The organism is Saccharothrix texasensis (assembly GCF_003752005.1).
GTDB lineage: Bacteria > Actinomycetota > Actinomycetes > Mycobacteriales > Pseudonocardiaceae > Actinosynnema > Actinosynnema texasense.
This window is the reverse complement of sequence record NZ_RJKM01000001.1, coordinates 6,782,180-6,803,722: the sequence shown is the minus strand read 5'-3', so window position 1 is coordinate 6,803,722 and position 21,543 is coordinate 6,782,180. Positions and strand designations below refer to the sequence as shown.

The following is a 21,543-nucleotide window of genomic DNA, read 5'->3' as shown; positions in this document are numbered from 1 at the left end:
CTAGGACGCCCCCGGCAGGTAGGGGTTCACAGCGTGTTAACCCACGCCGAGCCGGTTTTTCAGCGAGCGCAGTTCCCACGTCCGCACCTTGGCGCGCTGGTCCAGCTCCGCCAGCAGCTCGCGCGCCACGGGGTCGTGACGGATGCGCTGCGGAGCCACCCTGTCGGCCGTGTCCAGGTGCCGCACGGCCGCCGCGTCACGTACGCCGCCCGACTGCGCGTAGGCCCGCGCCAGGTCGAAGTGCAGGGCGGCCCGGCGGTCGGCGGCGGTCAGCGACTGGTCGTAGCCGGGGGTGGCCTCGATCCGCTCCGCTTCGGCCGGTCCTTCGCCGGACTCCACGGCCACCGACAGCGCCCAGGCGCGGACGTTGGCCGGGCCGAAGCTGAACCACAGGGTGTTCCGCTCCCCGGTCCGCTCCGCAAGCACGGCGGCCTCCGCCAGGTGCGCCGCCGCGTCCTGCGCCCTGTTCGACTTCGCGGCCATCTGCGCCGCCGACAGGTGCAACATGCCCGCGGCTTCCGCCGTCGCCGTGTCCGGCGCGGTCGGGTCGGCCACGTCCACCAGGCGCTCCAGCTCCGTCCCGGCGACCCTCTCCGCCCGGTGCCGCGCGCCCAACCGGCTGAGTGCGCCCGTGCTGGTCATCGCGGTGAACCCGGACAGGGCCGGGGACTCCAGCCGCCGAGCCGCTTCCTGTCCACGCGCGGCAGCGGTCACCGCCAAGTCCTGATTACCGAGGCTGCGCGCCACCCCGCAGGCCACCACGCACGCCTCCGCCAGCGCGGCCAGCGCCGTGCGTCGGTCATCTCCGGTGCCGGTGACGGCGTGGACGTGCAGGTTCGTCAGCAGCGCGCCGAGGTTCCGCCCGGCCGCGCCGTAGCGGCTGTGGGCGCTGTGCTCGTTCGCGCGGGCCGCCCACGACGCCAGCTCGTGCAACGGTCGCGCGGGCATGTCCGGCACGTCGTCCAATGTGGCGTCATAGAGGGCTACGGAGATACCCGGCAGCGTCGCCAGGGCGTCCGCGCTGGCCCGGTCGCCCGGCAGGTACGGCTGGCCGGTGAGGTCCGCGACGGAGCAGCCGAGAGCGGCGGCAAGATCTTCCAGTAGGCCGCGCCGCTCGAACCGGCGTCGCCCGTTCTCCAGCATGGACAGGTATGGCTTGCTGATTCCGGTGAGCCCTGCGGCCACTTCGAGTGACAGACCACGACGGCGGCGAATCGTCCGTACCCGTCCGCCGATCTCCGACGGGGACGGCTCAGGCCACGTGCCGCTCTCGGTGTCCATCCGCATCACCTCCGGACTCTTTTGTGGATAGCCGGGCCACTTCGGTGCATGACTCACATAACGAAACCAGCGGTCGGCCCCTCAGACCGTACAGAGTTGTCGGGTACGTGGGGCAGCGACTGGATCTTCAGCTACCTGCGACCGACGGCCTCAGTTCTGTCGCTGACGGCGGCGAGTCACACCCGCAGCCAAGCCGGAAGGAGTAGTTGCACTAGGCCAAACGCCATTCGCTTGCACGGTCCGGCATTGATCTTGAGTGCAAGCCCAGGAGGCTCGTGACCTGCACGGAAGCACTCAACGAGCGCGATACAACCTCAAGCCCTGAGCCAAACGAGTGTGACGTACATCACATGCCAACCGAATGCCATCACGCCAAAGGGAGTAACTCGATGCGTGTACACGCGCTAGGCTCATGGAGCGCGACCCCGTCCGACGAAAGAGCCCCTGGGCTCGGCTTTTGCCTAGTTGGCCGGGGGTTCGTGCTTTTCAGGATCAGTAGTAGGTCTGCGTGCCGGACTTGAAGATGTCGTACTCGCTGTACACCTTGTCTCTGATCAACTTCAGGCTTCGGTCGTCGCCACGTTCCCACGCGCGCATGACCGCCCACGTACAGTAGTCGGCCGCTTGCAGACCGAAGTCGGACTCATCTCGCCAGAAGGCCAAGGTGCGCTTGACCCGGAACGGTACGCACTGGGTCATCACCTCCTCGATCGCCCCACGGAACGCGGCACGCCCCTTCTTCGTGCCGATCGAAGCCGCGACTACCAACAGCTCATCGTTCGCCTTGAGGGTTCGCGGCGCGAGGTACTTGAGGTGGTAGTACCAGGCGTATCGAAAGAACGTGGGCTCGTCGGGCCTGATCTTCGGCTGAGCCTTCGGCTTGTCGATCAGCGTCACATCTACCCGGAAGTCGATCGGCTTCAACGCCTCGAAGACCGCATCCCTGACGTACTGGCTATCGGTCGTCGCATGAAAGGTCGAGTCGAGACCGTGCTTCGCCCAGGCTAGTTCGTCCCTGGCGGTGGCGAGTGCACGACGTAGTTCACCCAACTCCGGCTCCTCGATCAGCAAGGTCCCCACGGCGAAGTACCGGCTGACCTGTGAGGTCGCCCGGAACTGGAGGTCTCCGCTCTCATCCGAGAACAGGTACCGACGAGCCATCCGGTCCCCCTTGCTGATCACTCTCTGTGGTGACCCAGCAGACTACTCCGACGGTGCGGGGAACCCTCTGCACTTAGATCGAGAACGGTGCAACCGTCTACCACCTGCATGCAGTAATCTACCTTGGTCCAAATGCGATGTTTGCACGTAGCAGCGCTAGAGCATGCTCAATTTTGCTTCACCGAATCGAACAGACGTTCTACGCGAACGAAGAATTCCACCCCTCTCAGCACTACAGACCGATGCCCGCCGCCGCGTTGTCGGCCCACTGGTCCACGGTGCGCATGTAGTCGTAGAGCACGCGGGAGTTCGGGGCGTGGCCAGTGTGCTGACTGATCGTCTTCGCGTCGTGCCCGGCCCGGCGTGCTTCGGTGACCAGGCCCGCGCGGGCGGAGTGCCCGGTGAACCGCACCGTGACCCCGGCGCGCTCCCCGGCCTGGGTGATGACCGCTCCGACCGACTGGGCGGCCAGGCCGCCGAGGATGCGCCCGTGTCGGTCGATGCGCCGGAAGGCCGCGCCTTCGGTGATGCCGGAGGCGGCCAGCCACGCGCGCCAGGCCCGGACGGGACAGGTGCTCTCGTGTGAGCCGTGCGGGACGGCCACGGTGCGCCCACCGGTCTTGCCGGACCGGATGGTGACCACCAGGCCCTCCGGTGCTTCCACCACGTCGGACACCAGCAGGGCGGCCACCTCGGAGCGGCGGCCCGCGATGGCGAACGCGAGCAGCGCCAGGGCGCGGTCACGGATGCCGGTGAGCGTGTCGGGGCACGCGGCGGACATGGCGCGCAGGTGCTTGACCTCCATCGCGGGAGCCTTCCCCCGTCCGCGCTTCTCCCCCGCTTCCGCGAGCCGACGCCGGTAGCCGTTCAGGGCGGCGCGGGCGGCCTCCGTGGCGGCCTTCGGCGGCTCCGCGCCGCGCTGGCGCAGGCCGACGACGGCACCGGCCAGGCGGCGGTCCACGGTCGTGGGCGCGGCGTCCTGGCGCTCCAGCCACACCACGAAGCCGACGAGCGCCCCGGCGGTGGCGGAGTCCTCCGGAATGCCCAACTCCGTGACGTACCGCGTCCAGACCTTCCAGTCGGCGGCGTAAGCGCGCTGGGTGTTCGCGGGCCGCTGTGTGCGGACGTACTGCTCGGCTGCCACCTCAAGCACCGCCAGGCGCTCGGTGGGCGTGACGGGGAGGGCGTCGGTGGGTGCGACCGCAACCAGATCCTGACTCACGATATGACAACTTATCATGAGTCAGACCACACGATCGAGTGTGATGCCTGCTCGGCAGTACCCCCGATCGAGGGTCGGAGCGTGTCATAGCGTGATGACGACAAATCCGAACGAGCAGCCCGCCGAACAGCAGGCCATGAGCAGGCTGGTGGAGATAGGCGAGTTCGCCGGAGAGCTTCTCAGCCGCTGCGGAACACGGGACGGGTTGAACATCCAGCCAGGCAGTCCCTTGGCCGCAGACGACGACCTCAGCACGCCCTGCCAGCTCTCGTTCGCTGCCAGGGCGTGCATCCTGTCCGCCGCTGATCATCTGCACGCCGTGTGTGCCCTGGTCCTCAAGTCGGGAACCCTTCACCTATCCGCTCCGGCAACAGTCATCCGCGGAGCCCTGGAGTGCGCCTCGCCGGTCCTCTGGATGCTGAGTCCGGACACTAGCGACGAGCGGATCACACGCGGCCTGCGCTGGTACATGAAGGACATGCGTGACGGCTATAAGGCCGTGACGGAGGTCGGTGCCCCGGAGCCACCACCGCTTCAAGACGCGAAGGAAAGGATCAAGGGAGTCGCCGACGTACTGGGCATCTCCTCCAGCACGGTCCACAGCGGCTACCAGAGCACCGAGGTTGTCTCCGAAGCGGAGACATGCCTGGACACCCAGCAGCGATCGAACCTGCTCCTCATCTGGCGTCTTTGCTCGGGATTCGCCCATGGGCGGGCGTGGCCGACGATGGTGTTTGCCACGGCGACGGACAAGACCTCAGACCCTGAGAACCCCAAGGTCATCGTGACCAAGACGGAGAACACGTACGAGCGGGTTGCCATGCTTGCCACGACCGCAGAGGTCGCGCTTAGGAGCGCTGTCGTGCTGTACGACAAGCTGGGCACCGCGCCCTGACCGCCTGCGCTGCCGCGACGGTCGACAGACCAAAGCGCTGAAGTCCGTCCCGCGTCTCGACTCGCCCTTGAGCACTCGCTCTTGGAGCAACGACGGGTGGAACTCGCGGATGCCCCCACAGGACTGCTGGATGCCCCCGCCTGGCCGGGGTGCCGACGGCGCCCCGCTGGCCGTTGTTCATGAGGGGACCTGCGATCTTGTGCGGGTGTCCATAGTTCGCCAGAGACGTTCGCTCCGTGTGGCCGCACGCCCCAACGTCGTCAGGTCTCGTCGCCCCCGACTCGCTTCCGCGCAGAAGGCCAAGAAGCCGCGCGACTGGCAGGCAGCCATCGCGACCTGGCAGGCTGCCATCGCAGCGTTCACGGCCCTTGCGGCGGTAGGCGCGGTCATCTTCTCCGCTCTAACGGTGAACGCAAGCCGCGAAGCGCAGTTCACCGACCGCTACACCAAGGCGATTGATCAGCTCGACAAAACGGGCGCAGACCACCTGCAAGCCCGTCTGGGCGGCATCTACGCCTTGGAGAGGCTGGGCAAGGACTCGGCTCGTGACCAGCCTGCGATCAATGAAGTCCTGTCCGCCTTCATCCGCTCGACCACACCGCCCCCAGAGACGACCTGGCCCAAGACCACACCTTCATGCCCTGACAAGCCGGTTGCTACAGACGTTCAAACCGCCCTAACGGTTCTGGGCCGGCGGGACTTCGGTGATGACGAGGGGGTGTACCCCGACCTCAGCGGCGCGTGTCTGCGCCGGGCGGACTTACGGGGGGCGAACCTAGCGGGAGCCAATCTTTCGAACGCCAGCTTGAGCGGCTCCGACTTGACTGGTGCATGGTTGACTGCGGCCAACCTCAGAAACGCACGGTTTGACTCTGAAGACTCCCCTCACACAAGCCTCATTGATGCGAACTTGAAGGGGGCGGACTTGTCAGGCGCGAAGTTCGACGGGGCCTACCTAGGCGGTGCCGACCTGACCATGACCAAGCACAACGGCGACACCTCGATCAAGGGCGCACACACCTCGGAGGACACCAAGGGCAGGTGGTGGTAGCAGTTAGCTCCGCCTGCGAACCATCCGCGCTGCCCTACCAGCAGACGCTGCAACAACCCTTGCCGCGCTCCTTGGCCTGCTGAGCAGTCACCAGCTCGACCGGGCTGAGCTTGCGCGCACGCTTGATCGAGATACGAACGCCCTGCTGGTACCCCGGGCAGTTCTCGTCGCGGTGGAAGAGCCGGCCCTTGCGTGTGACCATGCCCATCGTCCCTGGTGACGGCCACGGTTGTTCGAGCTGGTACCCCCACCCCTGAGCGTCGTCCATCGGCATGACGTGGACGATGCCATATGCCGCGTCGGACGCCCCGAAGGCTGGTCGGTAGGGCCGCGCAGTTTGATGTTGCGATGACCACTGAATCCGACGAGCAGCGCGCCCAAGCCAAGCTGATCGAGATCGCCGAGTTCGCGACGAGGCTGATCGACCGATCTGGCACGCCTGAGGGGTTCAACATCCAACCTGGCAGTCCGCTGGCCGTGGACGACAGCCTCAGCAGCCCGTACCAGGTCTCATTCGCGGCCAGGGCGTGCCTCACCACAGCCATTGATCATCTTCACGCCGCCTGCGCTCTGGTGCTCAAGACGGGGTTTCTACACGTGGCCGCCCCGGCGACGGTGGTTCGGGGGGTACTGGAGTGCGCTTCCACTGCCCTCTGGATGCTGGCCCCGGCCGCCAGCGAAGAACGGATCACACGCGGGCTCCGCTGGTACATCAAGGACGTGAGCGACGGCGATAAGGCCGCCACGGAGATCGGCATCTCAGTGCCGACGCCGCTTCAGAAGAGGAAGGACAAGATCAAGGCTGTCGCCGACGCACGTGGGCTGCCCTTCGACACGATCAAGCGTGGTTACTCCAGCACCGAAGCCGTGACGGCTGCGAAGACGCACCTGGACTCGCAGCACCCGCTGGACGTGCTGTTCTACTGGCGTCTCTGTTCCGGCTTCGCGCACGGCCGTGCGTGGCCGATGCTGGGGTTTGCCGAGGTCTTGGAGAAGCTGCCCACTGCTGACCCCACGGTGTCCATGACCAAGACGGAGAACACGTACGAGCGGGTCTTGGCGCTAACCATGACGGCCGCACTGACCACAAAGAGCGCTGTCGTGCTGTACGACAAGCTGGGCACCGCGCCCTGACCGCCTGCAAGCCGCGATGGTCGGCAGGCCGAGGCGCTTGAGTTCGGCCAGCGCCTCGGCTCGCCGGTGAACGCGCGCAGGTGGAGCAATGACGGATCGGACTCGCGGATGCGCTCACGGGAACTGCTGAATACACCCCGTTTGGATGGGGGTGCGGACGGCGCCGACTCGACGCCGCCGAACGTCCTACCTGCCCTCAGCGCCCCGCCCCGCCGGCCGTTGTTCATGGGGTTCCAGCGCCCCGGGCCTCGTTCATGCGCTCGCACATGGACGGCTCCCCCTCAGGCGGTCGAACGGCAGTGGACGCCGAGCGGGATGCCGCCGACCTCTCCGGCCGCGCTGGTGCGCCTCCCCACGACCTTGACCTTCGCCAGGGTGCCGACGAAGGCGCTCACGTCGAGTTCGATCGCCACCAGGGGACGTGCACCCGCCGGGATGGCCAGCGCGGGGGATGCGACCGTGGCAGGCCCGCCCAGGTAGAAGGCTTCCACCCGGAGCACCAGTTCCCCTGTGGCCCCGGAGAAAGAACCGCCCTCCAGGTAGCCGTGCAGGCGCGCACCCGTGACGGGGAGGTGGGTCTCCCAGAGGTCTTCGTACGTCGCCTGGTCGGTCCGGGGCCAGATACGGGCATCCCGTGCGGTCCAGCCAGTGGCAGTGCTCGGGAAGGCCAGGCCGCCCTGGACGCGGGACTCCGTCATGACCGGCTTGTCGTTGCCGTCGTTGAGGTGGATGGTCTGCCGAAGGCCCCCACCGCCATCAGGGGCGTGGTCGTAGAGCGCGAAGGCGTAGGACGTGGGGCCCGCCTGGTCCCGGAGGAACACCACCCCCGACTGAGGTGGGCTGCCGTCGAGGTTGGTGTCACTGGGCAGGAACCGCCCAATCCAGGCGAAGGACTTGTTCTGGTCGGTGCCGGGCTCGGGGTAGTTCCCACCCACCGCATGAGGCCGCGGCTCACCACCGCGTCCGTGAGCGGGTTGTTCCGGTGGATCGAGTCCGCCACCTTGCGGGCGTAACCCACCACGTCGAGCCCTGAGGGCGGGCGCGGGGTGTAGTAGTCGGGCGTCGTCACAGCGCGCCCCCAGTGGAGAGGGGTGCAGCCCCGGAGCACGGCCACGGGTCGCCGTCCTGGCCGCACACCTCGGTGCCGTTGACGTTGCGCGCGAAGTGCGGCCTGCCGGTCGCTGAGGCCGCCCGCCCGAGGTCGCTGCCCCTGGGCGTGCGGTGATGCGGTGCCACGTCGGCGGCCACGGGCTCCTGGTAGCCGCCGAGCTGCCGCAGCTCGGTCAATGGCAGCTCCGGAACGAGCGGCTCGGGCCGGGGCGGGTCGATCGCCCAAGGGTCGATCCTGGGCAGGTCGTTGGGGTGCAGCAACGTCTTCTCGTCCTCGTGCTGGTTGAGGCCGCTGAGCCAGGGGTAGTACGGCAGGTCCGGTGTGGGGAAGGGATGGGATGGCCCGGTCATCTGACCGCCCTTTCTGTCGGAGCCCGGAGGCTCATGCCGATTCCGGCAACGTCACGTCGGCGGGCAGGTCGAGGCGCTGTAGTTCGGCCAGCGCCGACGCATCCCCGATGAACGCCCGCCGGTAGAGCTGGCGGAGCTGCGACTCCCGAACGCGCTCGTACGGCTTGCTCACGCTCACGGTCTGCCACGCGAGCCGGCCGCAGGCGGTGGCGTCGCGGTCGGTGAGCGCCGCCCGCAAGCGGTCCAAGGACTGCCCCTGCGGTGAGGACGCACGCCGGGTAGGGAAGCTCGGGGCGGCCGGGGACGTGAGCGGGGCCGCTGCGACGCCCGACAGGTCCGGGACAACCGCTGAGCGCTCCTGTGAGGCGATCACCGGGGCCGGGGTTGTCGGGACCTCCGGGCCGCTGTCCTGCCACGCCCACGGGCGGCACGTCCGGCACGCGCGGGCACCGTCGCGGTTGTCCACGCGGGCAGGGGTGGAACCGCACCGGTCGCAACCGGCACCCGGCAACGGCAAGGAGGGCGCTGCCGACTCGTCCCTGTCCTGGCCATCGTTGAACTGGACCACGTCGGGAGGTGAGACCGGGAAGGACGCCGGGGAGGTGCTGGACTCCGGGGCGTCGTTCGAGATGCCCTCCACGGCCGTGTCATCGCCGCGAGCCGAAGGCGACGCGCCACCACGGAGTGGTTGGGTCTGGATCTCCCCATCTTCTACTGGGTCTAGTTCATAGGTATTGGTTGTGTCATCTCCAGGTGACACCAGGTGTGAGGTGGAGTTGACAGGGGGTGTCATCTCCAGATCACAGGGGGTGTCACCTGGAGATGACACCTTCGCCTCCTGGACCTCACGGCGGAGGGCTGACCGTTCGGGGGTGTGCGCTGAAGTTGACACCCCCGCTGTGCCCACCGTTGCCCGGCCCGAGGGCAACACGGCGTGCCCGCTGAAGCCGGGAGGCGGGTCGTGGCGAACGCGGTACTTCGTGGTGCGCCCGGCGGTCTGGCCGCCTTCGATCCCGACGGCACCGAAGTCCACCAGCTCGCGGACGAGCTTGATGACGGCCTGACGGCTCCGCACACCCACCAGCTCCGCCAGACGCTCGTGGGAGGGCCAGGCGTGCCCATCAAGCCACCCAGGACCGTTGTCGCCCTTGGTGTTGACGTGCTGACGGAGGACGCCGTACAGCACCTTCGCGCGGGGCGTGACTTCCTCGGCTAGGAGCAGCCACAACGGAATCATCGTGAACGGCGTGTGCGCCCTAGAATCGCCCTGGTCACTCTGGTTGTCCGAGGCCGTCCCGTCTCCAGCGGGGCGGCCTTTCCCATGTGCGCTCACGGCTTCGCCTCGATCTCCAGCGGCTGCCTGCCGCCCAGCTTGCGGTGCAGGTAGGCCAGGCCCTCGACGGTGACTCTGATCTGCGGCTTCCCGGGAGTGCGCACCCCTGTGTAGGGGTGGTAGTAGCTGACCGGCTTGAGCCGCAGGTGCCGCGCATGGCGGGCGTACGGCTTCCCCCGGCCGTCCACCATCCCGAGATCCCGAAGGGTGTCCAGCAGGCGGTTCTGGCCGGTCCCGATGCCCGCACGGCCGAGGATGGCGGCGGCCTCCCGGGCGGAGTAGTCGGCCCCGGACGATGCCAGGCCGTCCCACGCCTGCGCGCGAGGCTCCAGGACCGCCGTGGCCGCCTCAGCGGCCTCCGCGCGCTCCACGGTGGCGGCCAGCTCGCGCAGGGCCTCCGCGTAGGTCCGGGGCAGAGCGGGCCGAACGGGCTGACCGGTCGAGTAGGCACCGGTCCGGCGAATCGTGGGAAGCACCTCGGAGGTGACCCAGCGCCGGAAGGCCCGAGCCTCCGCCTTCCGGCTTCGCAGGATCAGCGAGTAGAGCCCGCTCTCGGAGATCACCGTCACCAACTGCGGCCCGCCAAGGGTGTCCACAGTGTGTACGCCCCTCTCGTCCTCATCCAGGAGGGCGAGGGAGCTGCGGTGGTTCACCAGCCCCAGCGTCATGGCCACGTCAGCGGCAACGAACCACGGCTGCCCGTCGAGCGTGACGACCCTGATGCAGTCGGCATCGTCGCGACAGAACTCCTCCGCGATGGCGACGGCGCTCACTCCGCACCACCGGCAACCGGCGCGAGCAGCGCGGCGAGCTTGGTGCGCATCGCGGGCGTCAGCGGCGGCCAGGACGCCACGGTCTCCTGGATGCGCTGCTCCAGCAGGGCGGCCTTCAGCTCCTGACGGTATTGGATTTCCTCGTCACGCCTACCTCGCGTGACGGCCATAGCAACCTTGCCGCGCAGGCTGGCCAACTCCGGCGAGATCCCGCGCCTTTTACCGTTCGTCACTCCGCGCTCCAGGGTTACAGCGCAAAACGGTTTCAGCATTTCACCCGACTGGGCCGAACCGTCTCGCACATCGCCGTACTTACGAAGCTGACGTTAAGACGGTAAACAACACTAGGTCAATCACCACCACGCCTCTGACCTGCATCTATACCCCCACTGAACAGGGGTAATCCCCCCACTGAACAGGGGTTATTTCACACCCCCATTCAGCCGGGGGCACAAATGCTTCGTTTCTACTGCTAGACGACATGGAGACGGCACAGGAAATAGCCCCACCGAGGAACAGGAAGTAACAATCCGGCCACGACGGGGGTATACATGCGCCTTCAGGACTCGATGCGCGGCAGCACCAGCACGGTGTCCGGATCGAAGTTGCGGCGTCCGCGCCCGACAGGGAACACCACCACGTACATGATCGCGTCCACGATCGCGCGCCGGCGGTGGTCGTCCAGCGCCTCCCACGCCGCCGCCACGTCCTCCGCAGCCAGGAGCGGCCCGAGCAGCGACGCGCGCCCGGCGTCCGCGAGCTGGCTCTCCGTGTCCTTCAGCCTCGTCCGCAGCCGCTCCGTGGCGGCGCGGAGCTGGCTCTGGGTGAGCGAGCCGTCCGCGAACTCGACGGCCAAGGCGTCCAACCGAGCCCGCAGGGCGTTCGCCTCGTCCCGCAGCTCGGTCACGTCGGGACCGGTCCGGGTGGTCAGCAGGTCGGCGGCGTCCGGCCGGGACAGGCGCGCGACGGCGAAGGCGGACACGTACTCGTCCACGGGGCCGAGTTGGCGCACGACGTGGCCGGTGCTCTGGGAGCAGCGGTAGACGGGATACCCACGGCGGGCCGCTTCCCCGCGACCGGAGTGCACCGTGGCCCCGCACACCCCGCACAGCGCCACCCCGGTCAGCATCCTCTGCCCGGCCCGACCAGCGCCGCCGGAACGCCGCCCAGGATCGCCGAGAAGCGCGTCAGCGGCCTGCCAGACCTCCTCGCCCACGATCGCGGGCCAACGGGCCGCAGCGACGATCTCGCCCTTGTACCTGCGCAGGCCGGCGTTGCGGGGATTGCGCAGCACCAAGCGCACCGTGTCGTGCGACCACTCGGACGGCTCGCCACGCTTCCCCTTGGGACCGTCGCGCCAGCGGGTCTGCCCGCTGCGCAGCCCGGCGGCGTTCCACTCCCGGGCAATCTGCCCCAAGGGCACACCGGCCAGGAGGTCGCTGTAGGCCCTGCGGACGGCCTCGGCCTCCTGCGGCTCGATGACCATGCCGGAGGCGTCGTAGCCGAAGGGCCGCCGACCGCCGACGCGCCGCCCTTGCTGCGCGGCCTGCTCCTGCGCCCGCCGCTGCCGGTCGCCCTTGACCTTGATCTCACCCCGGGCGACCGCCGCGAGGATGTCCGCCACCATCTGCCCTGCCGGCGTGGCCATGTCGATGTCCGAGCCACGGGCGAACGACAGGAGCATCTCCCGCTCTTCGCACAGCTCGTAGAGCCGCAGTTGGTCCGGGCGGTCGCGTAGGAAGCGGTCCAGCATCCAGGCCGTGATGACCTTCAGCTCGCCCTGGCCGATGACGCCCAGCATCCGCAGGAAGTTCGGCCGGTCACGTTTCCCGGCCGCCGACAGGTCGTTGTCGATGAACACGTGCCGCCGGTCCAGCGCCCAAGCCCGCGCCTTGAACAGGCTGAGCAAGTCCTCGAAGTGCCGGTCAATGCCCAGCTCGTCGCCTTCCCGGTCCTCGCTGATCCGGAGGTAGACGCCTCCCTGCACCTCCCCCCGCTCCGGGATGAGCGCGAGCCGTTCGCGGTGCCGCCGCAGGAGGTCTTGCACCAGGTCCGAGGTGCTGTGCTGGTCAGTCATGTTCACATCAGCTAGATTACGTTCCAGGTGACGCGCAGGCACCTGTCCGCGCCGCGGCCGGTCAGCGCTCCGGTGGTCAGTGCCCGGTCCAGGACGGAGGTCGTGTGGCGAGGCAGGGCGTAGTCACGGCGGAGCGCCGGGCCCGGGACCTCGGCGTTGGTCAGCCAGCCGTGGGAGGCCCAGCGTTCGGTGGCCCTCGTCCTGGCTTTGTGGACCCGCTCGCGGACGGTGGAGGTCGGTTCCGGTGAGGTGATCTCGGCGTTGCTCATGGCGGTCAGGGGACGCATCACGACCCTCAGGTCCACGCGGTCCAGCAGAGGGCCGGAGAGCTTGCTCTGGTAACGCCTCCGCGCGGCGGGCAGGCAGACGCAGTCGATGTCCTTCGGCGGCGCGCAGGGGCACGGGTTGGTGGCCATCACCAGCTGGAACCTCGCCGGGTAGCGGGCGATGCCGTCACGCCGCGCCAACCGCACCTCGCCCTCCTCCAACGCCGTGCGCAGCGCCTCCAGCTTCGCCGTGCCGAACTCCCTCGCCTCGTCCAGGAACAGCACGCCCCGGTGGGCCCGGCTCATCGCACCCGGCTTCGCCATCCCGGCGCCGCCGCCGATCAGCGCCACCGTCGACGTGGAGTGGTGCAGCGAGACGAACGGCGGCGTGGCGACCAGCGGGGTCTCCGGGCTGAGCAACCCCGCGATGGAGTGCACCGCCGTGACGCCGAGGGCCTCCGCCGGCGACAACGGCGGCAGGAGGCCCGCCAGGCGTTGGGCCAGCATGGTCTTGCCGGTGCCCGGCGGCCCGGTCAGCAGGATGTGGTGACCGCCTGCGGCGGCGACTTCGAGGGCCCACCGCGCCTCCGGCTGGCCGATCACGTCCGCCAGGTCCGGGCCGTCCGGTGGTGGGGCGGCGGCGGGCGGGGTGGTGTGGCGCAGGGTTCCCTCCCCCGCCAGCCAGGCCAGGACGTCGGCCAGCGTGGTGGCGCCGTGCACGGTCATGCCGTCCACCAGGGCGGCTTCGGAGAGGGCGTCCACCGGGACCACGGCCTCGGTCAGGCCCGACCGCCTGGCGGCCAGCAGGGCGGGCAGGACGCCGCGGACGGCGCGGACCCGGCCGTCCAGGGCCAGCTCGCCCAGCAGGACGGTGTCGGCCAGGCGTTCACCCGGGATGGCCTTCGCGGCGGCCAGCACGACGCACGCGATGGCCAGGTCGTAGCCGGAGCCGTTCTTGGGCAGCGTGGCCGGGGACAGGCCCAGCGTCACCCGCTGGGACGGCCAGTCGTGCCCGCTGTTGCGCACGGCCGCCTTCACGCGGTCCTTCGACTCGTGCAGGGCGGCGTCCGGCAGGCCGAGGAGCTGCGTCTTCACCGTGCCCACGCCGACGTCGGCCTCGATCTCCACCGGCACGCCGTCCACCCCGAACAACGCCACCGACCACGTTCGCGCGAGCGCCATCACACACCCCGCAGGTGGTGCAGGTGGACCTTGCCCTCGGGCGGCCACTCGATCGCGATCACGTCGAACCTGATCTCCACGCGCCCGATGCGGTGGGCGCTCAGCCAGCGCAGGGCCGACTTCCGGACCCGCTCCAGCTTGTCCGGCGTCACGGCTTCCAGCGGCGTGCCCCTGGTGGTGCCCGAACGGCACTTCACCTCGACCACCACCAGCCGCGCGCCGTCGGTGGCTATGACGTCGAGTTCCCCTTCGCCGCACCGCCAGTTGCGCGCCAGGATCGACAGGCCCTGGTGCTCCAGGTACCGGCACGCCGCGTCCTCGCCACGCCTGCCCAGGTCGGTCGCCGTGTTCATGTCCCACTCCTCCGGAATCGGTCCTGGTTCGACCTTGCCGGGGCGGCGGGGAGCGGGCGACGGGCAGTTCGCCGGTTGTGGACAACTTCAGGGGCTGTGGATGGCGACGACGGAAATGTCGGTATCGCGTGGTAAGGGCCCGCAGACGCAAAGGGGCCCACCCTCACGGGCGGGCCCCTGCGACTTTGCGGGTATCAGGAGTTGAACGGACCGTCCTCAGGCAGCCTGAGGTCGGGTTTGTCCAGCTCCTCGACGTTGACGTCCTTGAAGGTGATGACGCGGACGTTCTTCACGAACCGGGCGGGGCGGTACATGTCCCACACCCACGCGTCGGACATCCGCACCTCGAAGTAGACCTCGCCGTCCGCGTTGCGGACCTGCACGTCCACCGAGTTGGCCAGGTAGAACCGCCGCTCGGTCTCCACGACGAACGAGAACTGGCTGACGATGTCGCGGTACTCCTTGTACAGCGACAACTCCATCTCGGTCTCGTACTTCTCGAGATCCTCTGCACTCATTACGCCTCCGCGCGGGTAATCATCGAATCCGCGCCCCTCCTCGTCGCGAGCCTGCCACCGCTGGTCTGCGGGGTTGTCCCATTCTGGACCACGGCGGCCCCGATCACGCCGCGCGCCACCCGGTGCGGCGCTTCCACCCCGTGCCGCAGCGCCGCGGCGGCCACGTTCGCATACGACCAGCGGTGTTGCGCGCTCGGGCCGTGCTCCACCAGCGCCGCCGAGTGCTCGGGGGTGCTGTAGCCCTTGTGCACGTCGAACCCGTAGACGGGCAGCTCCTCGTGCAGACCGGTCATGATCCGGTCCCGCGTGACCTTGGCCAGCACGGACGCCGCCGCGACGCACGCGGCCACCCGGTCGCCCTTGACCACCGGCATGTTCGGCGCCGTGAGACCGGGCACCGGGAAGCCGTCCGTCAGCACGTACCCGGGGTGCGCGTCCAGCTGCGCGACCGCCCGCCGCATGCCCTCGATGTTCGCCACGTGCACGCCGATCAGGTCGACCTCGGCGGCCGGGATCACGATCACCGCGTAGTCCCGCGCCCGCTTGAGCACCAGGTCGTACATCCGGTCCCGCGCGGCGGCGGTGAGCAGCTTCGAGTCGGTGAGCCCCTCGAACTTCGCCGCGTCACCCGGCTTGAGCACGCACGACGCCACGACGAGCGGGCCCGCGCAGGCGCCGCGACCGGCCTCGTCCACGCCGGCCACCGGGCCGAACCCGCGGCGGTCCAGCGCGGCCTCGAAGGCCCAGATGCCCGCGGTCTGCCGGACCTGGACGCGGGGCGGCTTGCGGATCACCCCACGACCCTATCTCAGCCGCGAACCCCGGAACCGCGACCTCACTCGCTTGCCCAGCAGCAGCACCGGCCACGCCGCCGCGAAGCCGACCCCGGCGGGCAGCGCGTCCTGCCACGGGGGCGCCCCGATGGCCACGACCTGCGGGTTGTGGTCCCCGACGCCCTGCCACCGCGCCGGCGGCAGCACGATCACCCGCACCTTGCCCACCACGTTGCCCACCGGCACGAGACCGCCCTCGCGGCCGTCGCCCTGGCACCGCGAGTCGCACGAGTCGTTGCGGTTGTCACCCAGCACGAACAGGTAGCCCTCGGGGATCTTCAGCTCGGCGAACGACTCCTGCACGGTGCTGCGGCCCGGCGCCCAGTACACGTACGGCTCGTCCAGCGGCTTGCCGTCGACCATCACCCGGTTGCGGTCGTCGCAGCACTGCACGGTCTGCCCGCCGACCGCGATCACCCGCTTGACGAAGTCCTCCTCGTTCGCCGCCGGGAACCCCATCAGCGAGCCGAGCCCCTGCACCGCCTTGAGCACCGGGTTCGTCGGCTCGGCCGCCACGAAGTCCTGGTTGATCCAGGTGTCGGGGCCGTGGAAGACCACGACCTCGCCCGGTTCGACGTCGGTGAAGTCGTAGACGAGCTTGTCGACCAGCACCCGGTCGCCGAAGCAGCCGCCGGAGCAGCCGTGCAGCGTCTGCTCCATCGACTCCGACGGGATCATGTAGACCTTCGCCAGGAACGACTGGATCAGCACCGCGAGCACCACCGCGACGCCGATCAGGATCGGCAGCTCTTTCCAGAACGACCCCTTGCGCTTGGCCGTCTTGCGCGCGCGGGCGCGCCACTGCTCGACCTTTTCCTCGTGCTCCGGTTCCCCCTCGTCGGAGGATCCCCGGGACGATGCGACGTCCACCACCGGGTCAGCGTACCGATCAGGGCTGTGTGGCCCTGGTCAACCGCCTGCGGACCTTGCGGCCGAAGAACACCAGCGGCCACGCCGCGGCCAGGCCGGCGCCCGCCGGGATGGCGCCCTGCCACGCGGGCGCGCCCAGCGCGAGGGCCTGCGGGTTGTGGTCGCCGATGCCCTGCCAGCGCGACGGCGGCAGCACGATCACCCGCGCCTTGCCGATGACGTTGTCCTCCGGCACGGTGCCCGCCAGACCGCCGCCGCCCTGCTTGCGGGAGTCGGTGGAGTTCGTCCGGTTGTCACCCATCACCCAAAGGTGTCCTTCGGGGACCTTCACCGGCTCGAACGGGTCGTGGTTCTCGGGTGACGTGCCGGGCTGCCAGTAGATGTACGGCTCGTCCAGCGGCTTGCCGTCGACCTTCACGCGGTGCTGGTCGTCGCAGCACTCGACGGTCTGCCCGCCGACCGCGATGACCCGCTTCACGAAGTCGCGCTCGTCCGGCGGCGCGAGGCCGACCAGCGAGGCCACCGACTGGATGCCGGCCACGATCGGGTTGTCCGACCGGCCGGAGTTGAAGTCGTTGTTGCCCCACGTCTCGGGGCCGCGGAAGACCACGACCTCACCCGGCTCGATGTCGGTGAAGTCGTAGACCAGCTTGTCGACCAGCACCCGGTCGTTGTTGCACCCGGGGCAGCCGTGCAGCGTCTGCTCCATCGACTGCGACGGGATCACGTACACCCGCGCCAGGAACGTCTGGATCAGGATGGTGAGGACGAGGGCCGTGGCGCCGAGCACGAGCAGTTCGCGCCAGAGCGGGGGCTTCTTCTTGTCCTTCTTCGACTTGCCGCCCGCAGTCGAATCCGTGGAGGACTCGACTGCGGGATCCTGACCGTCTTCGTCAGCGGAGCGGTGCACGGGATCTGCCACGTGGGCAGGCTACTGCTTCCGCGTGTGCCCGGCGTCAGGAGGCCGGGCGTGCCTCGCGCTTCTCCTTGATCTTGGCGGCCTTGCCGCGCAGGTCGCGCAGGTAGTACAGCTTCGCCCGGCGGACGTCGCCGCGGGAGGCGACCTCGATCTCGGCGATGTTCGGGGAGTGCACCGGGAAGGTGCGCTCGACACCGACACCGAACGAGACCTTGCGGACGGTGAAGGTCTCGCGGATGCCGCCGTTCTGCCGGCGGATCACGACGCCCTGGAACACCTGGACCCGCTCACGGGAGCCCTCGATGACGCGGACGTGGACCTTCAGCGTGTCGCCCGGCCGGAAGCTGGGGATGTCGGAGCGCAGCGACTGGGCGTCAAGAGCGTCCAGGGTGTTCATCGGTGGTCCGTCCTCGTCCTCACGTGTATTGCGTACTCCCCCAGGGCGCGGCCGAACTCGAATCACACACGCGCGGGGGCGGGCCTAGCGCACGCCGGATGAGTTGAACCGGGTGCAGCAACCTGTCCAGTGTGCCAGACGAGGGGCGGCGGCACGAAATCGCCCCTCGTCCGACGCTCAGTCCAGCTCTTCGAGCAGCTTGCGGTCGTGCTTGTCGAGCGCCCCTTCGGGCAGGGCGTCGAGCAGTTCGGGACGGCGGTCGCGGGTGCGGCGCAGCGACTGGTCGCGCCGCCAGCGGTCGATCGCCCTGTGGTTGCCCGAGCGCAGCACCTCCGGCACCGCGAGGTCGCGCCACACCTCGGGCCGGGTGTAGCTGGGCCCCTCCAGCAGGCCGTCGGAGAACGAGTCCTCGGCGGCCGACTTGGGGTTGCCCAGCACGCCGGGCAGCAGGCGGACGACGGCCTCGACCATCACCAGCACCGCCACCTCGCCGCCGACGAGCACGTAGTCGCCGATGGAGACCTCGTCCACGCGCGTCCGGCGCGCCGCGTCGTCCACCACCCGCTGGTCGATGCCCTCGTACCGGCCGCAGGCGAACACCAGGTGCTCCTCCGCGGCCAGGTCGTGCGCCATCCGCTGGGTGAACGGCCGGCCGGCCGGCGTCGGCACGATCAGGCGGGTGGCCGGGGTGACGACCTCGTCCAGCGCCTCACCCCACACCTGCGGCTTCATCACCATGCCGGGGCCGCCGCCGTACGGGCTGTCGTCGACGGCCTTGTGCACGTCGTGCGTCCAGTCCCGCAGGTCGTGCACGCCGACGCTGATCAGGCCCTTGTCGATCGCCTTGCCCAGCAGGGCGGCGCGCAGCGGGTCCAGGTACTCCGGGAAGATCGTGACGACGTCAATCCGCATCGAGGAGGCCCTCGGGCGGGTCCAGCACGACGCGCCCGCCCGCGAGGTCCACCGCGGGCACGATCTCGCGCACGAACGGGATGAGGGTCTCGTCGCCGTTCTCGCGCTTGACGACCAGCAGCTCACCACCCGGGCCGTGCACGACCTCCAGCACGGTGCCGATCCGCGTGCCGTCCGCGAGCTCGGCGGCCAGCCCTTCGAGCTGGTGGTCGTAGAACTCGTCCGGGTCGCCGGTCGGCGGCAGGTCCTCGGTGCTGCCGAGCAGCACCGTGCCCCGCAGCGTCTCGGCGACGTCACGGGTCAGCACTTCCTCGAAACGCACCAGCAGCCGCCCGGAGTGGTTCCGGGCGGCTGCGACGGTGAGGTTGCGGGAAGTGCCGTCGCGCAGTTTGGCGGTCAGCACCGAGCCCGGCGCGAACCGGGTCTCGGGTGAGTCCGTGCGCACGTCGACCGCGAGCTCGCCGCTGATCCCGTGCGCCTTGGCCACTCGGCCGACGACGACGTCCATGTGCGCGTTCAGCGGTCGGTGTCGACCACGTCGACGCGCACGCCACGACCACCGATGCCGGCCATCACGGTGCGCAGGGCGGTCGCGGTGCGACCGCTGCGGCCGATCACCTTGCCGAGGTCGTCCGGGTGGACGTGAACCTCGAGCGTGCGACCACGTCGGGTCGTGACCAGGTTCACCCGGACGTCGTCCGGGTGGTCGACGATGCCCCGAACGAGGTGTTCGAGAGCGTCAGCCAACAAACTCACGCCTCGTCCTTGGCAGCCTCGGGAGCGGCCTCGGCGTCAGCCTTCTTGGCGTCGTCCTTCTTGGCCGACTTCTTCTTCGGGGTGGTCGCCTCGGTGGACGGCGCGTCGCCCGCGGCGGCCAGCGCGGCGGCGAACAGGTCCGCCTTGCTGGTCTTGGGCTCCTTGACCTTCAGCGTGCCCTCGGCGCCCGGGAGGCCCTTGAACTTCTGCCAGTCACCGGTGATCTCCAGCAGGCGCTGCACCGACTCCGTCGGCTGCGCGCCGACACCCAGCCAGTACTGCGCGCGGTCGCTGTCCACCGCGATGAACGACGGCTCTTCCTTCGGGTGGTACTTGCCGATCGTCTCGATGGCCTTGCCGTTGCGGCGGGTGCGGGCGTCGGCGACGACGATCCGGTAGTACGGCTGACGGATCTTGCCAAGCCGCTGAAGCTTGATCTTGACGGCCACGGGTGTGGGTGCTCCTCGTGCTCTGTGTGCTCAGGTGCGGGCAGTCCTCACCCGAGTGGGGCGCGGGTGGTGAAAGCCCAGATGTCTGGGGCGCCATGGCACGGTGAGAGGGACCGACCTCGGCGAACAACCAACCATTCTGCCAGACAGGTCTACCGGGGGACGAATCGGGCCACGGGGACCCCCGCGTCGGTCAGCGCCGCGCGGATCTTCGTCGCGTGCTCGACCGCGCCCGGCGTGTCGCCGTGCAGGCAGACGGAGTCGACCTCCACCTTGAGCGAGGTGCCGTCCACGGCGACCAGCTCGCCGCGTTCGGCGAGCCCGAGCACCTGCGCCAGCACGGCCTCCGTGCTGGTCAGGACGGCGTTCGGCGCGCTGCGCGGCACCAGGGTGGCCTCGGGCGTGTACGCGCGGTCGGCGAACGCCTCCCGGACCGGGCGCAGGCCCGCCCGTTCGGCGTGGTGGAGCAGGCGCGAGCCGGGCAGCCCGAGCACGGGCAGGTCGCCGAACGCCTTCACGCCGTCCACGACGGCCCTCGCCTGCCGGTCGTGGTGCACGGTGGCGTTGTAGAGCGCGCCGTGCGGCTTCACGTACTCGACCGACGTCCCCGCCGCCCTGGCGCACGCGTCCAGCGCCCCGATCTGGTAGAGCACCTCGTCGGCCAGCTCCCCCGGGTCCGCGTCGATGAACCGGCGGCCGAAGCCCGCCAGGTCGCGGTAGGAGACCTGCGCGCCGACCGCCACGCCCGCGTCCGCCGCCTGGCGGCACACCCGGCGCATGGTCGACGGGTCGCCCGCGTGGAAGCCACAGGCCACGTTCGCGCTGGTCACGATGCCGAGCAGGGCTTCGTCGTCGCCGAGGCGCCAGATGCCGAAGCCCTCGCCGAGGTCGCTGTTGAGGTCGATCGCGCGGGTGCTCACGCGGGCATCACCCCGACGGAGACGAGGAGGAGGGTCAGGCCGGGCAGGAAGTTGTTGATCACGTGCGCCACCACGCTCGCGGTGAGCCGGCGGGTGATGAGGCGGGCGATGCCGATGGGCAGCGCGATCACGATGAGCAACGACGTCCGCAGCGGTTCGAGGTGGCTGGCCGCGAAGATCAGCGTGGTCAGCACGAACGCGGCCCACCGGCTCCAGCGCTGCCGCTCGATCGCGCCCCACAGCAGGCCGCGGTAGATCACCTCCTCGCACACCGGGCCCAGGAAGCACACGTAGACGAACATCGCCACGGCGGCGCCGAGGGGCAGCCCCGCGCCGTCGACCAGCTCGCCGATCGCCGAGGTGGCGTTCTTGTCGCCGACCACCTTCGACCAGATCACCGCGGCCACGTAGGTGAGCACCAGGCCGAGCGCGCCGAGCTTGAGCCCGACCTTGACGTCCGCCCAGTCCCAGGCCAGCCGGAGGTCCTGGAACGGGCCGTTGCCGCGCAGGTAGGTGATGGTGACGGCGACCGCCGCGGCCAGCACCGTCGGCACCATGGAGCCGATCAGCACGAAGCTCACCGACGAGCCGAGGTCCATGCCGGACGTGCGGGCCACCGCCGTGATGAACACCGCGCTCAGGATGAAGACGGCCTCGACGAGCAGGAACGCGCCGAAGCCCCACCGCTGGCCGGCGTGCACCGCTTCCGGCTCGCGCCCGACCGCGCGGACGCTGGCGATCAGGCCTGGGGGCGGTTCATCCGGTCGTGTCACAGCCATC

General features: G+C 69.5%; 27 protein-coding genes. 4 read left to right on the top strand and 23 right to left on the bottom strand.

Annotated features, from left to right (window positions below; translation table 11 throughout):
• Positions 1–36: 36 nt before the first annotated feature.
• From EDD40_RS30390 to EDD40_RS30380, 3 genes are all read right to left on the bottom strand, one after another.
• Complete coding sequence (locus tag EDD40_RS30390; protein WP_170185242.1) at positions 37–1,281, bottom strand: helix-turn-helix domain-containing protein; 1,245 nt, start codon at positions 1,279–1,281, stop codon at positions 37–39.
• Positions 1,282–1,773: 492 nt separating this feature from the next.
• On the bottom strand, positions 1,774–2,442 hold the full coding sequence (locus tag EDD40_RS30385) for a DUF3800 domain-containing protein (RefSeq protein WP_123748387.1): 669 nt from the start codon (positions 2,440–2,442) through the stop codon (positions 1,774–1,776).
• Between the two features lie 232 nt (positions 2,443–2,674).
• Positions 2,675–3,664, bottom strand: coding sequence for a tyrosine-type recombinase/integrase (locus tag EDD40_RS30380; RefSeq protein ID WP_246037911.1), 990 nt, complete (start codon positions 3,662–3,664; stop codon positions 2,675–2,677).
• 94 nt (positions 3,665–3,758) lie between these two features.
• Here EDD40_RS30380 and EDD40_RS30375 point away from each other — a divergent pair, with 94 nt between their 5' ends.
• Together EDD40_RS30375 and EDD40_RS30370 are read left to right on the top strand one after the other, a co-directional pair.
• Positions 3,759–4,559: a hypothetical protein gene (locus EDD40_RS30375; RefSeq protein WP_148088953.1), complete on the top strand. Its 801-nt coding sequence runs from the start codon at positions 3,759–3,761 to the stop codon at positions 4,557–4,559.
• A gap of 238 nt (positions 4,560–4,797) precedes the next feature.
• A complete protein-coding gene (locus tag EDD40_RS30370; protein WP_170185241.1) occupies positions 4,798–5,610 on the top strand; it encodes a pentapeptide repeat-containing protein in 813 nt (270 codons plus the stop codon).
• Between the two features lie 34 nt (positions 5,611–5,644).
• Here EDD40_RS30370 and EDD40_RS30365 read toward each other — a convergent pair whose 3' ends face one another.
• Positions 5,645–5,884: a hypothetical protein gene (locus EDD40_RS30365; RefSeq protein WP_123745966.1), complete on the bottom strand. Its 240-nt coding sequence runs from the start codon at positions 5,882–5,884 to the stop codon at positions 5,645–5,647.
• Positions 5,885–5,958: 74 nt separating this feature from the next.
• On the opposite strand from EDD40_RS30365, the gene EDD40_RS30360 reads away from it, so the two are divergent.
• Positions 5,959–6,744 (top strand): hypothetical protein, encoded by a 786-nt coding sequence (locus tag EDD40_RS30360; protein WP_148088952.1) that lies wholly within the window; start codon positions 5,959–5,961, stop codon positions 6,742–6,744.
• 281 nt (positions 6,745–7,025) lie between these two features.
• On the opposite strand, the gene EDD40_RS30355 is transcribed toward EDD40_RS30360, so the two are convergent.
• From EDD40_RS30355 to EDD40_RS41155, 3 genes are all read right to left on the bottom strand, one after another.
• On the bottom strand, positions 7,026–7,679 hold the full coding sequence (locus EDD40_RS30355) for a hypothetical protein (RefSeq protein ID WP_123745964.1): 654 nt from the start codon (positions 7,677–7,679) through the stop codon (positions 7,026–7,028).
• A 130-nt stretch (positions 7,680–7,809) separates the two neighbouring features.
• Positions 7,810–8,205: a hypothetical protein gene (locus tag EDD40_RS30350; RefSeq protein ID WP_123745963.1), complete on the bottom strand. Its 396-nt coding sequence runs from the start codon at positions 8,203–8,205 to the stop codon at positions 7,810–7,812.
• Between the two features lie 31 nt (positions 8,206–8,236).
• The gene (locus EDD40_RS41155) at positions 8,237–8,452 is read right to left on the bottom strand and encodes a hypothetical protein (RefSeq protein ID WP_148088951.1); all 216 of its coding nucleotides are present in this window, start codon (positions 8,450–8,452) and stop codon (positions 8,237–8,239) included.
• A 714-nt stretch (positions 8,453–9,166) separates the two neighbouring features.
• Here EDD40_RS41155 and EDD40_RS30340 point away from each other — a divergent pair.
• Positions 9,167–9,421 (top strand): hypothetical protein, encoded by a 255-nt coding sequence (locus tag EDD40_RS30340; protein WP_123745961.1) that lies wholly within the window; start codon positions 9,167–9,169, stop codon positions 9,419–9,421.
• A gap of 113 nt (positions 9,422–9,534) precedes the next feature.
• Here the strand turns inward: EDD40_RS30340 and EDD40_RS30335 are convergent, their stop codons facing one another.
• The 16 genes from EDD40_RS30335 to EDD40_RS30260 all read right to left on the bottom strand — a co-directional run bounded on the left by EDD40_RS30335 (position 9,535) and on the right by EDD40_RS30260 (position 21,542).
• A complete protein-coding gene (locus EDD40_RS30335) occupies positions 9,535–10,311 on the bottom strand; it encodes a phage antirepressor (protein ID WP_211348260.1) in 777 nt (258 codons plus the stop codon).
• Positions 10,308–10,544, bottom strand: a complete 237-nt coding sequence (locus EDD40_RS30330; RefSeq protein WP_123745960.1) for a hypothetical protein — start codon at positions 10,542–10,544, stop codon at positions 10,308–10,310. Before EDD40_RS30330 ends, EDD40_RS30335 begins: the two co-directional genes overlap by 4 nt.
• Before the next feature lie 326 nt (positions 10,545–10,870).
• Entirely contained in the window at positions 10,871–12,388 is a 1,518-nt protein-coding gene (locus tag EDD40_RS30325) for a recombinase family protein (RefSeq protein ID WP_148088950.1), read from the bottom strand.
• 11 nt (positions 12,389–12,399) lie between these two features.
• Complete coding sequence (locus EDD40_RS30320; RefSeq protein ID WP_123745958.1) at positions 12,400–13,836, bottom strand: YifB family Mg chelatase-like AAA ATPase; 1,437 nt, start codon at positions 13,834–13,836, stop codon at positions 12,400–12,402.
• A complete protein-coding gene (locus EDD40_RS30315) occupies positions 13,836–14,189 on the bottom strand; it encodes a YraN family protein (RefSeq protein ID WP_123745957.1) in 354 nt (117 codons plus the stop codon). Before EDD40_RS30315 ends, EDD40_RS30320 begins: the two co-directional genes overlap by 1 nt.
• Before the next feature lie 194 nt (positions 14,190–14,383).
• Entirely contained in the window at positions 14,384–14,707 is a 324-nt protein-coding gene (locus EDD40_RS30310) for a DUF2469 domain-containing protein (protein WP_015104440.1), read from the bottom strand.
• Complete coding sequence (locus EDD40_RS30305) at positions 14,707–15,501, bottom strand: ribonuclease HII (RefSeq protein ID WP_123745956.1); 795 nt, start codon at positions 15,499–15,501, stop codon at positions 14,707–14,709. The genes EDD40_RS30310 and EDD40_RS30305 overlap by 1 nt, the downstream gene beginning before the upstream one ends.
• A 9-nt stretch (positions 15,502–15,510) precedes the next feature.
• Entirely contained in the window at positions 15,511–16,413 is a 903-nt protein-coding gene (lepB, locus tag EDD40_RS30300) for a signal peptidase I (protein WP_123745955.1), read from the bottom strand.
• 16 nt (positions 16,414–16,429) lie between these two features.
• Positions 16,430–17,332, bottom strand: coding sequence for a signal peptidase I (gene lepB, locus EDD40_RS30295; protein WP_123745954.1), 903 nt, complete (start codon positions 17,330–17,332; stop codon positions 16,430–16,432).
• Positions 17,333–17,366: 34 nt separating this feature from the next.
• Positions 17,367–17,726: a 50S ribosomal protein L19 gene (gene rplS, locus EDD40_RS30290; protein ID WP_123745953.1), complete on the bottom strand. Its 360-nt coding sequence runs from the start codon at positions 17,724–17,726 to the stop codon at positions 17,367–17,369.
• Positions 17,727–17,903: 177 nt separating this feature from the next.
• On the bottom strand, positions 17,904–18,638 hold the full coding sequence (trmD, locus tag EDD40_RS30285; RefSeq protein ID WP_123745952.1) for a tRNA (guanosine(37)-N1)-methyltransferase TrmD: 735 nt from the start codon (positions 18,636–18,638) through the stop codon (positions 17,904–17,906).
• Complete coding sequence (rimM, locus tag EDD40_RS30280; RefSeq protein WP_123745951.1) at positions 18,628–19,146, bottom strand: ribosome maturation factor RimM; 519 nt, start codon at positions 19,144–19,146, stop codon at positions 18,628–18,630. Before rimM ends, trmD begins: the two co-directional genes overlap by 11 nt.
• An 8-nt stretch (positions 19,147–19,154) precedes the next feature.
• Complete coding sequence (locus tag EDD40_RS30275) at positions 19,155–19,394, bottom strand: RNA-binding protein (protein WP_015104447.1); 240 nt, start codon at positions 19,392–19,394, stop codon at positions 19,155–19,157.
• Positions 19,391–19,843: a 30S ribosomal protein S16 gene (rpsP, locus tag EDD40_RS30270; RefSeq protein ID WP_123745950.1), complete on the bottom strand. Its 453-nt coding sequence runs from the start codon at positions 19,841–19,843 to the stop codon at positions 19,391–19,393. The genes EDD40_RS30275 and rpsP overlap by 4 nt, the downstream gene beginning before the upstream one ends.
• Before the next feature lie 152 nt (positions 19,844–19,995).
• Positions 19,996–20,763 carry a LamB/YcsF family protein gene (locus EDD40_RS30265; RefSeq protein WP_123745949.1) on the bottom strand — a complete coding sequence of 256 codons (768 nt, stop codon included), beginning with the start codon at positions 20,761–20,763 and terminating at the stop codon, positions 19,996–19,998.
• A complete protein-coding gene (locus EDD40_RS30260) occupies positions 20,760–21,542 on the bottom strand; it encodes a CPBP family intramembrane glutamic endopeptidase (RefSeq protein ID WP_123745948.1) in 783 nt (260 codons plus the stop codon). The genes EDD40_RS30265 and EDD40_RS30260 overlap by 4 nt, the downstream gene beginning before the upstream one ends.
• Position 21,543 lies beyond the last annotated feature (1 nt).

Bases quoted from the DNA above. Each gene is read 5' to 3' on its own strand.
- EDD40_RS30390 (WP_170185242.1), bottom strand. From the start codon at position 1,281: ATGGACACCGAGAGCGGCACGTGGCCTGAGCCGTCCCCGTCGGAGATC.
- EDD40_RS30385 (WP_123748387.1), bottom strand. From the start codon at position 2,442: ATGGCTCGTCGGTACCTGTTCTCGGATGAGAGCGGAGACCTCCAGTTC.
- EDD40_RS30375 (WP_148088953.1), top strand. From the start codon at position 3,759: ATGACGACAAATCCGAACGAGCAGCCCGCCGAACAGCAGGCCATGAGC.
- EDD40_RS30365 (WP_123745966.1), bottom strand. From the start codon at position 5,884: ATGCCGATGGACGACGCTCAGGGGTGGGGGTACCAGCTCGAACAACCG.
- EDD40_RS30360 (WP_148088952.1), top strand. From the start codon at position 5,959: ATGACCACTGAATCCGACGAGCAGCGCGCCCAAGCCAAGCTGATCGAG.
- EDD40_RS30350 (WP_123745963.1), bottom strand. From the start codon at position 8,205: ATGACCGGGCCATCCCATCCCTTCCCCACACCGGACCTGCCGTACTAC.
- EDD40_RS30325 (WP_148088950.1), bottom strand. From the start codon at position 12,388: ATGACTGACCAGCACAGCACCTCGGACCTGGTGCAAGACCTCCTGCGG.
- EDD40_RS30320 (WP_123745958.1), bottom strand. From the start codon at position 13,836: ATGGCGCTCGCGCGAACGTGGTCGGTGGCGTTGTTCGGGGTGGACGGC.
- EDD40_RS30315 (WP_123745957.1), bottom strand. From the start codon at position 14,189: ATGAACACGGCGACCGACCTGGGCAGGCGTGGCGAGGACGCGGCGTGC.
- EDD40_RS30310 (WP_015104440.1), bottom strand. From the start codon at position 14,707: ATGAGTGCAGAGGATCTCGAGAAGTACGAGACCGAGATGGAGTTGTCG.
- rplS (WP_123745953.1), bottom strand. From the start codon at position 17,726: ATGAACACCCTGGACGCTCTTGACGCCCAGTCGCTGCGCTCCGACATC.
- trmD (WP_123745952.1), bottom strand. From the start codon at position 18,638: ATGCGGATTGACGTCGTCACGATCTTCCCGGAGTACCTGGACCCGCTG.
- rimM (WP_123745951.1), bottom strand. From the start codon at position 19,146: ATGGACGTCGTCGTCGGCCGAGTGGCCAAGGCGCACGGGATCAGCGGC.
- EDD40_RS30260 (WP_123745948.1), bottom strand. From the start codon at position 21,542: ATGGCTGTGACACGACCGGATGAACCGCCCCCAGGCCTGATCGCCAGC.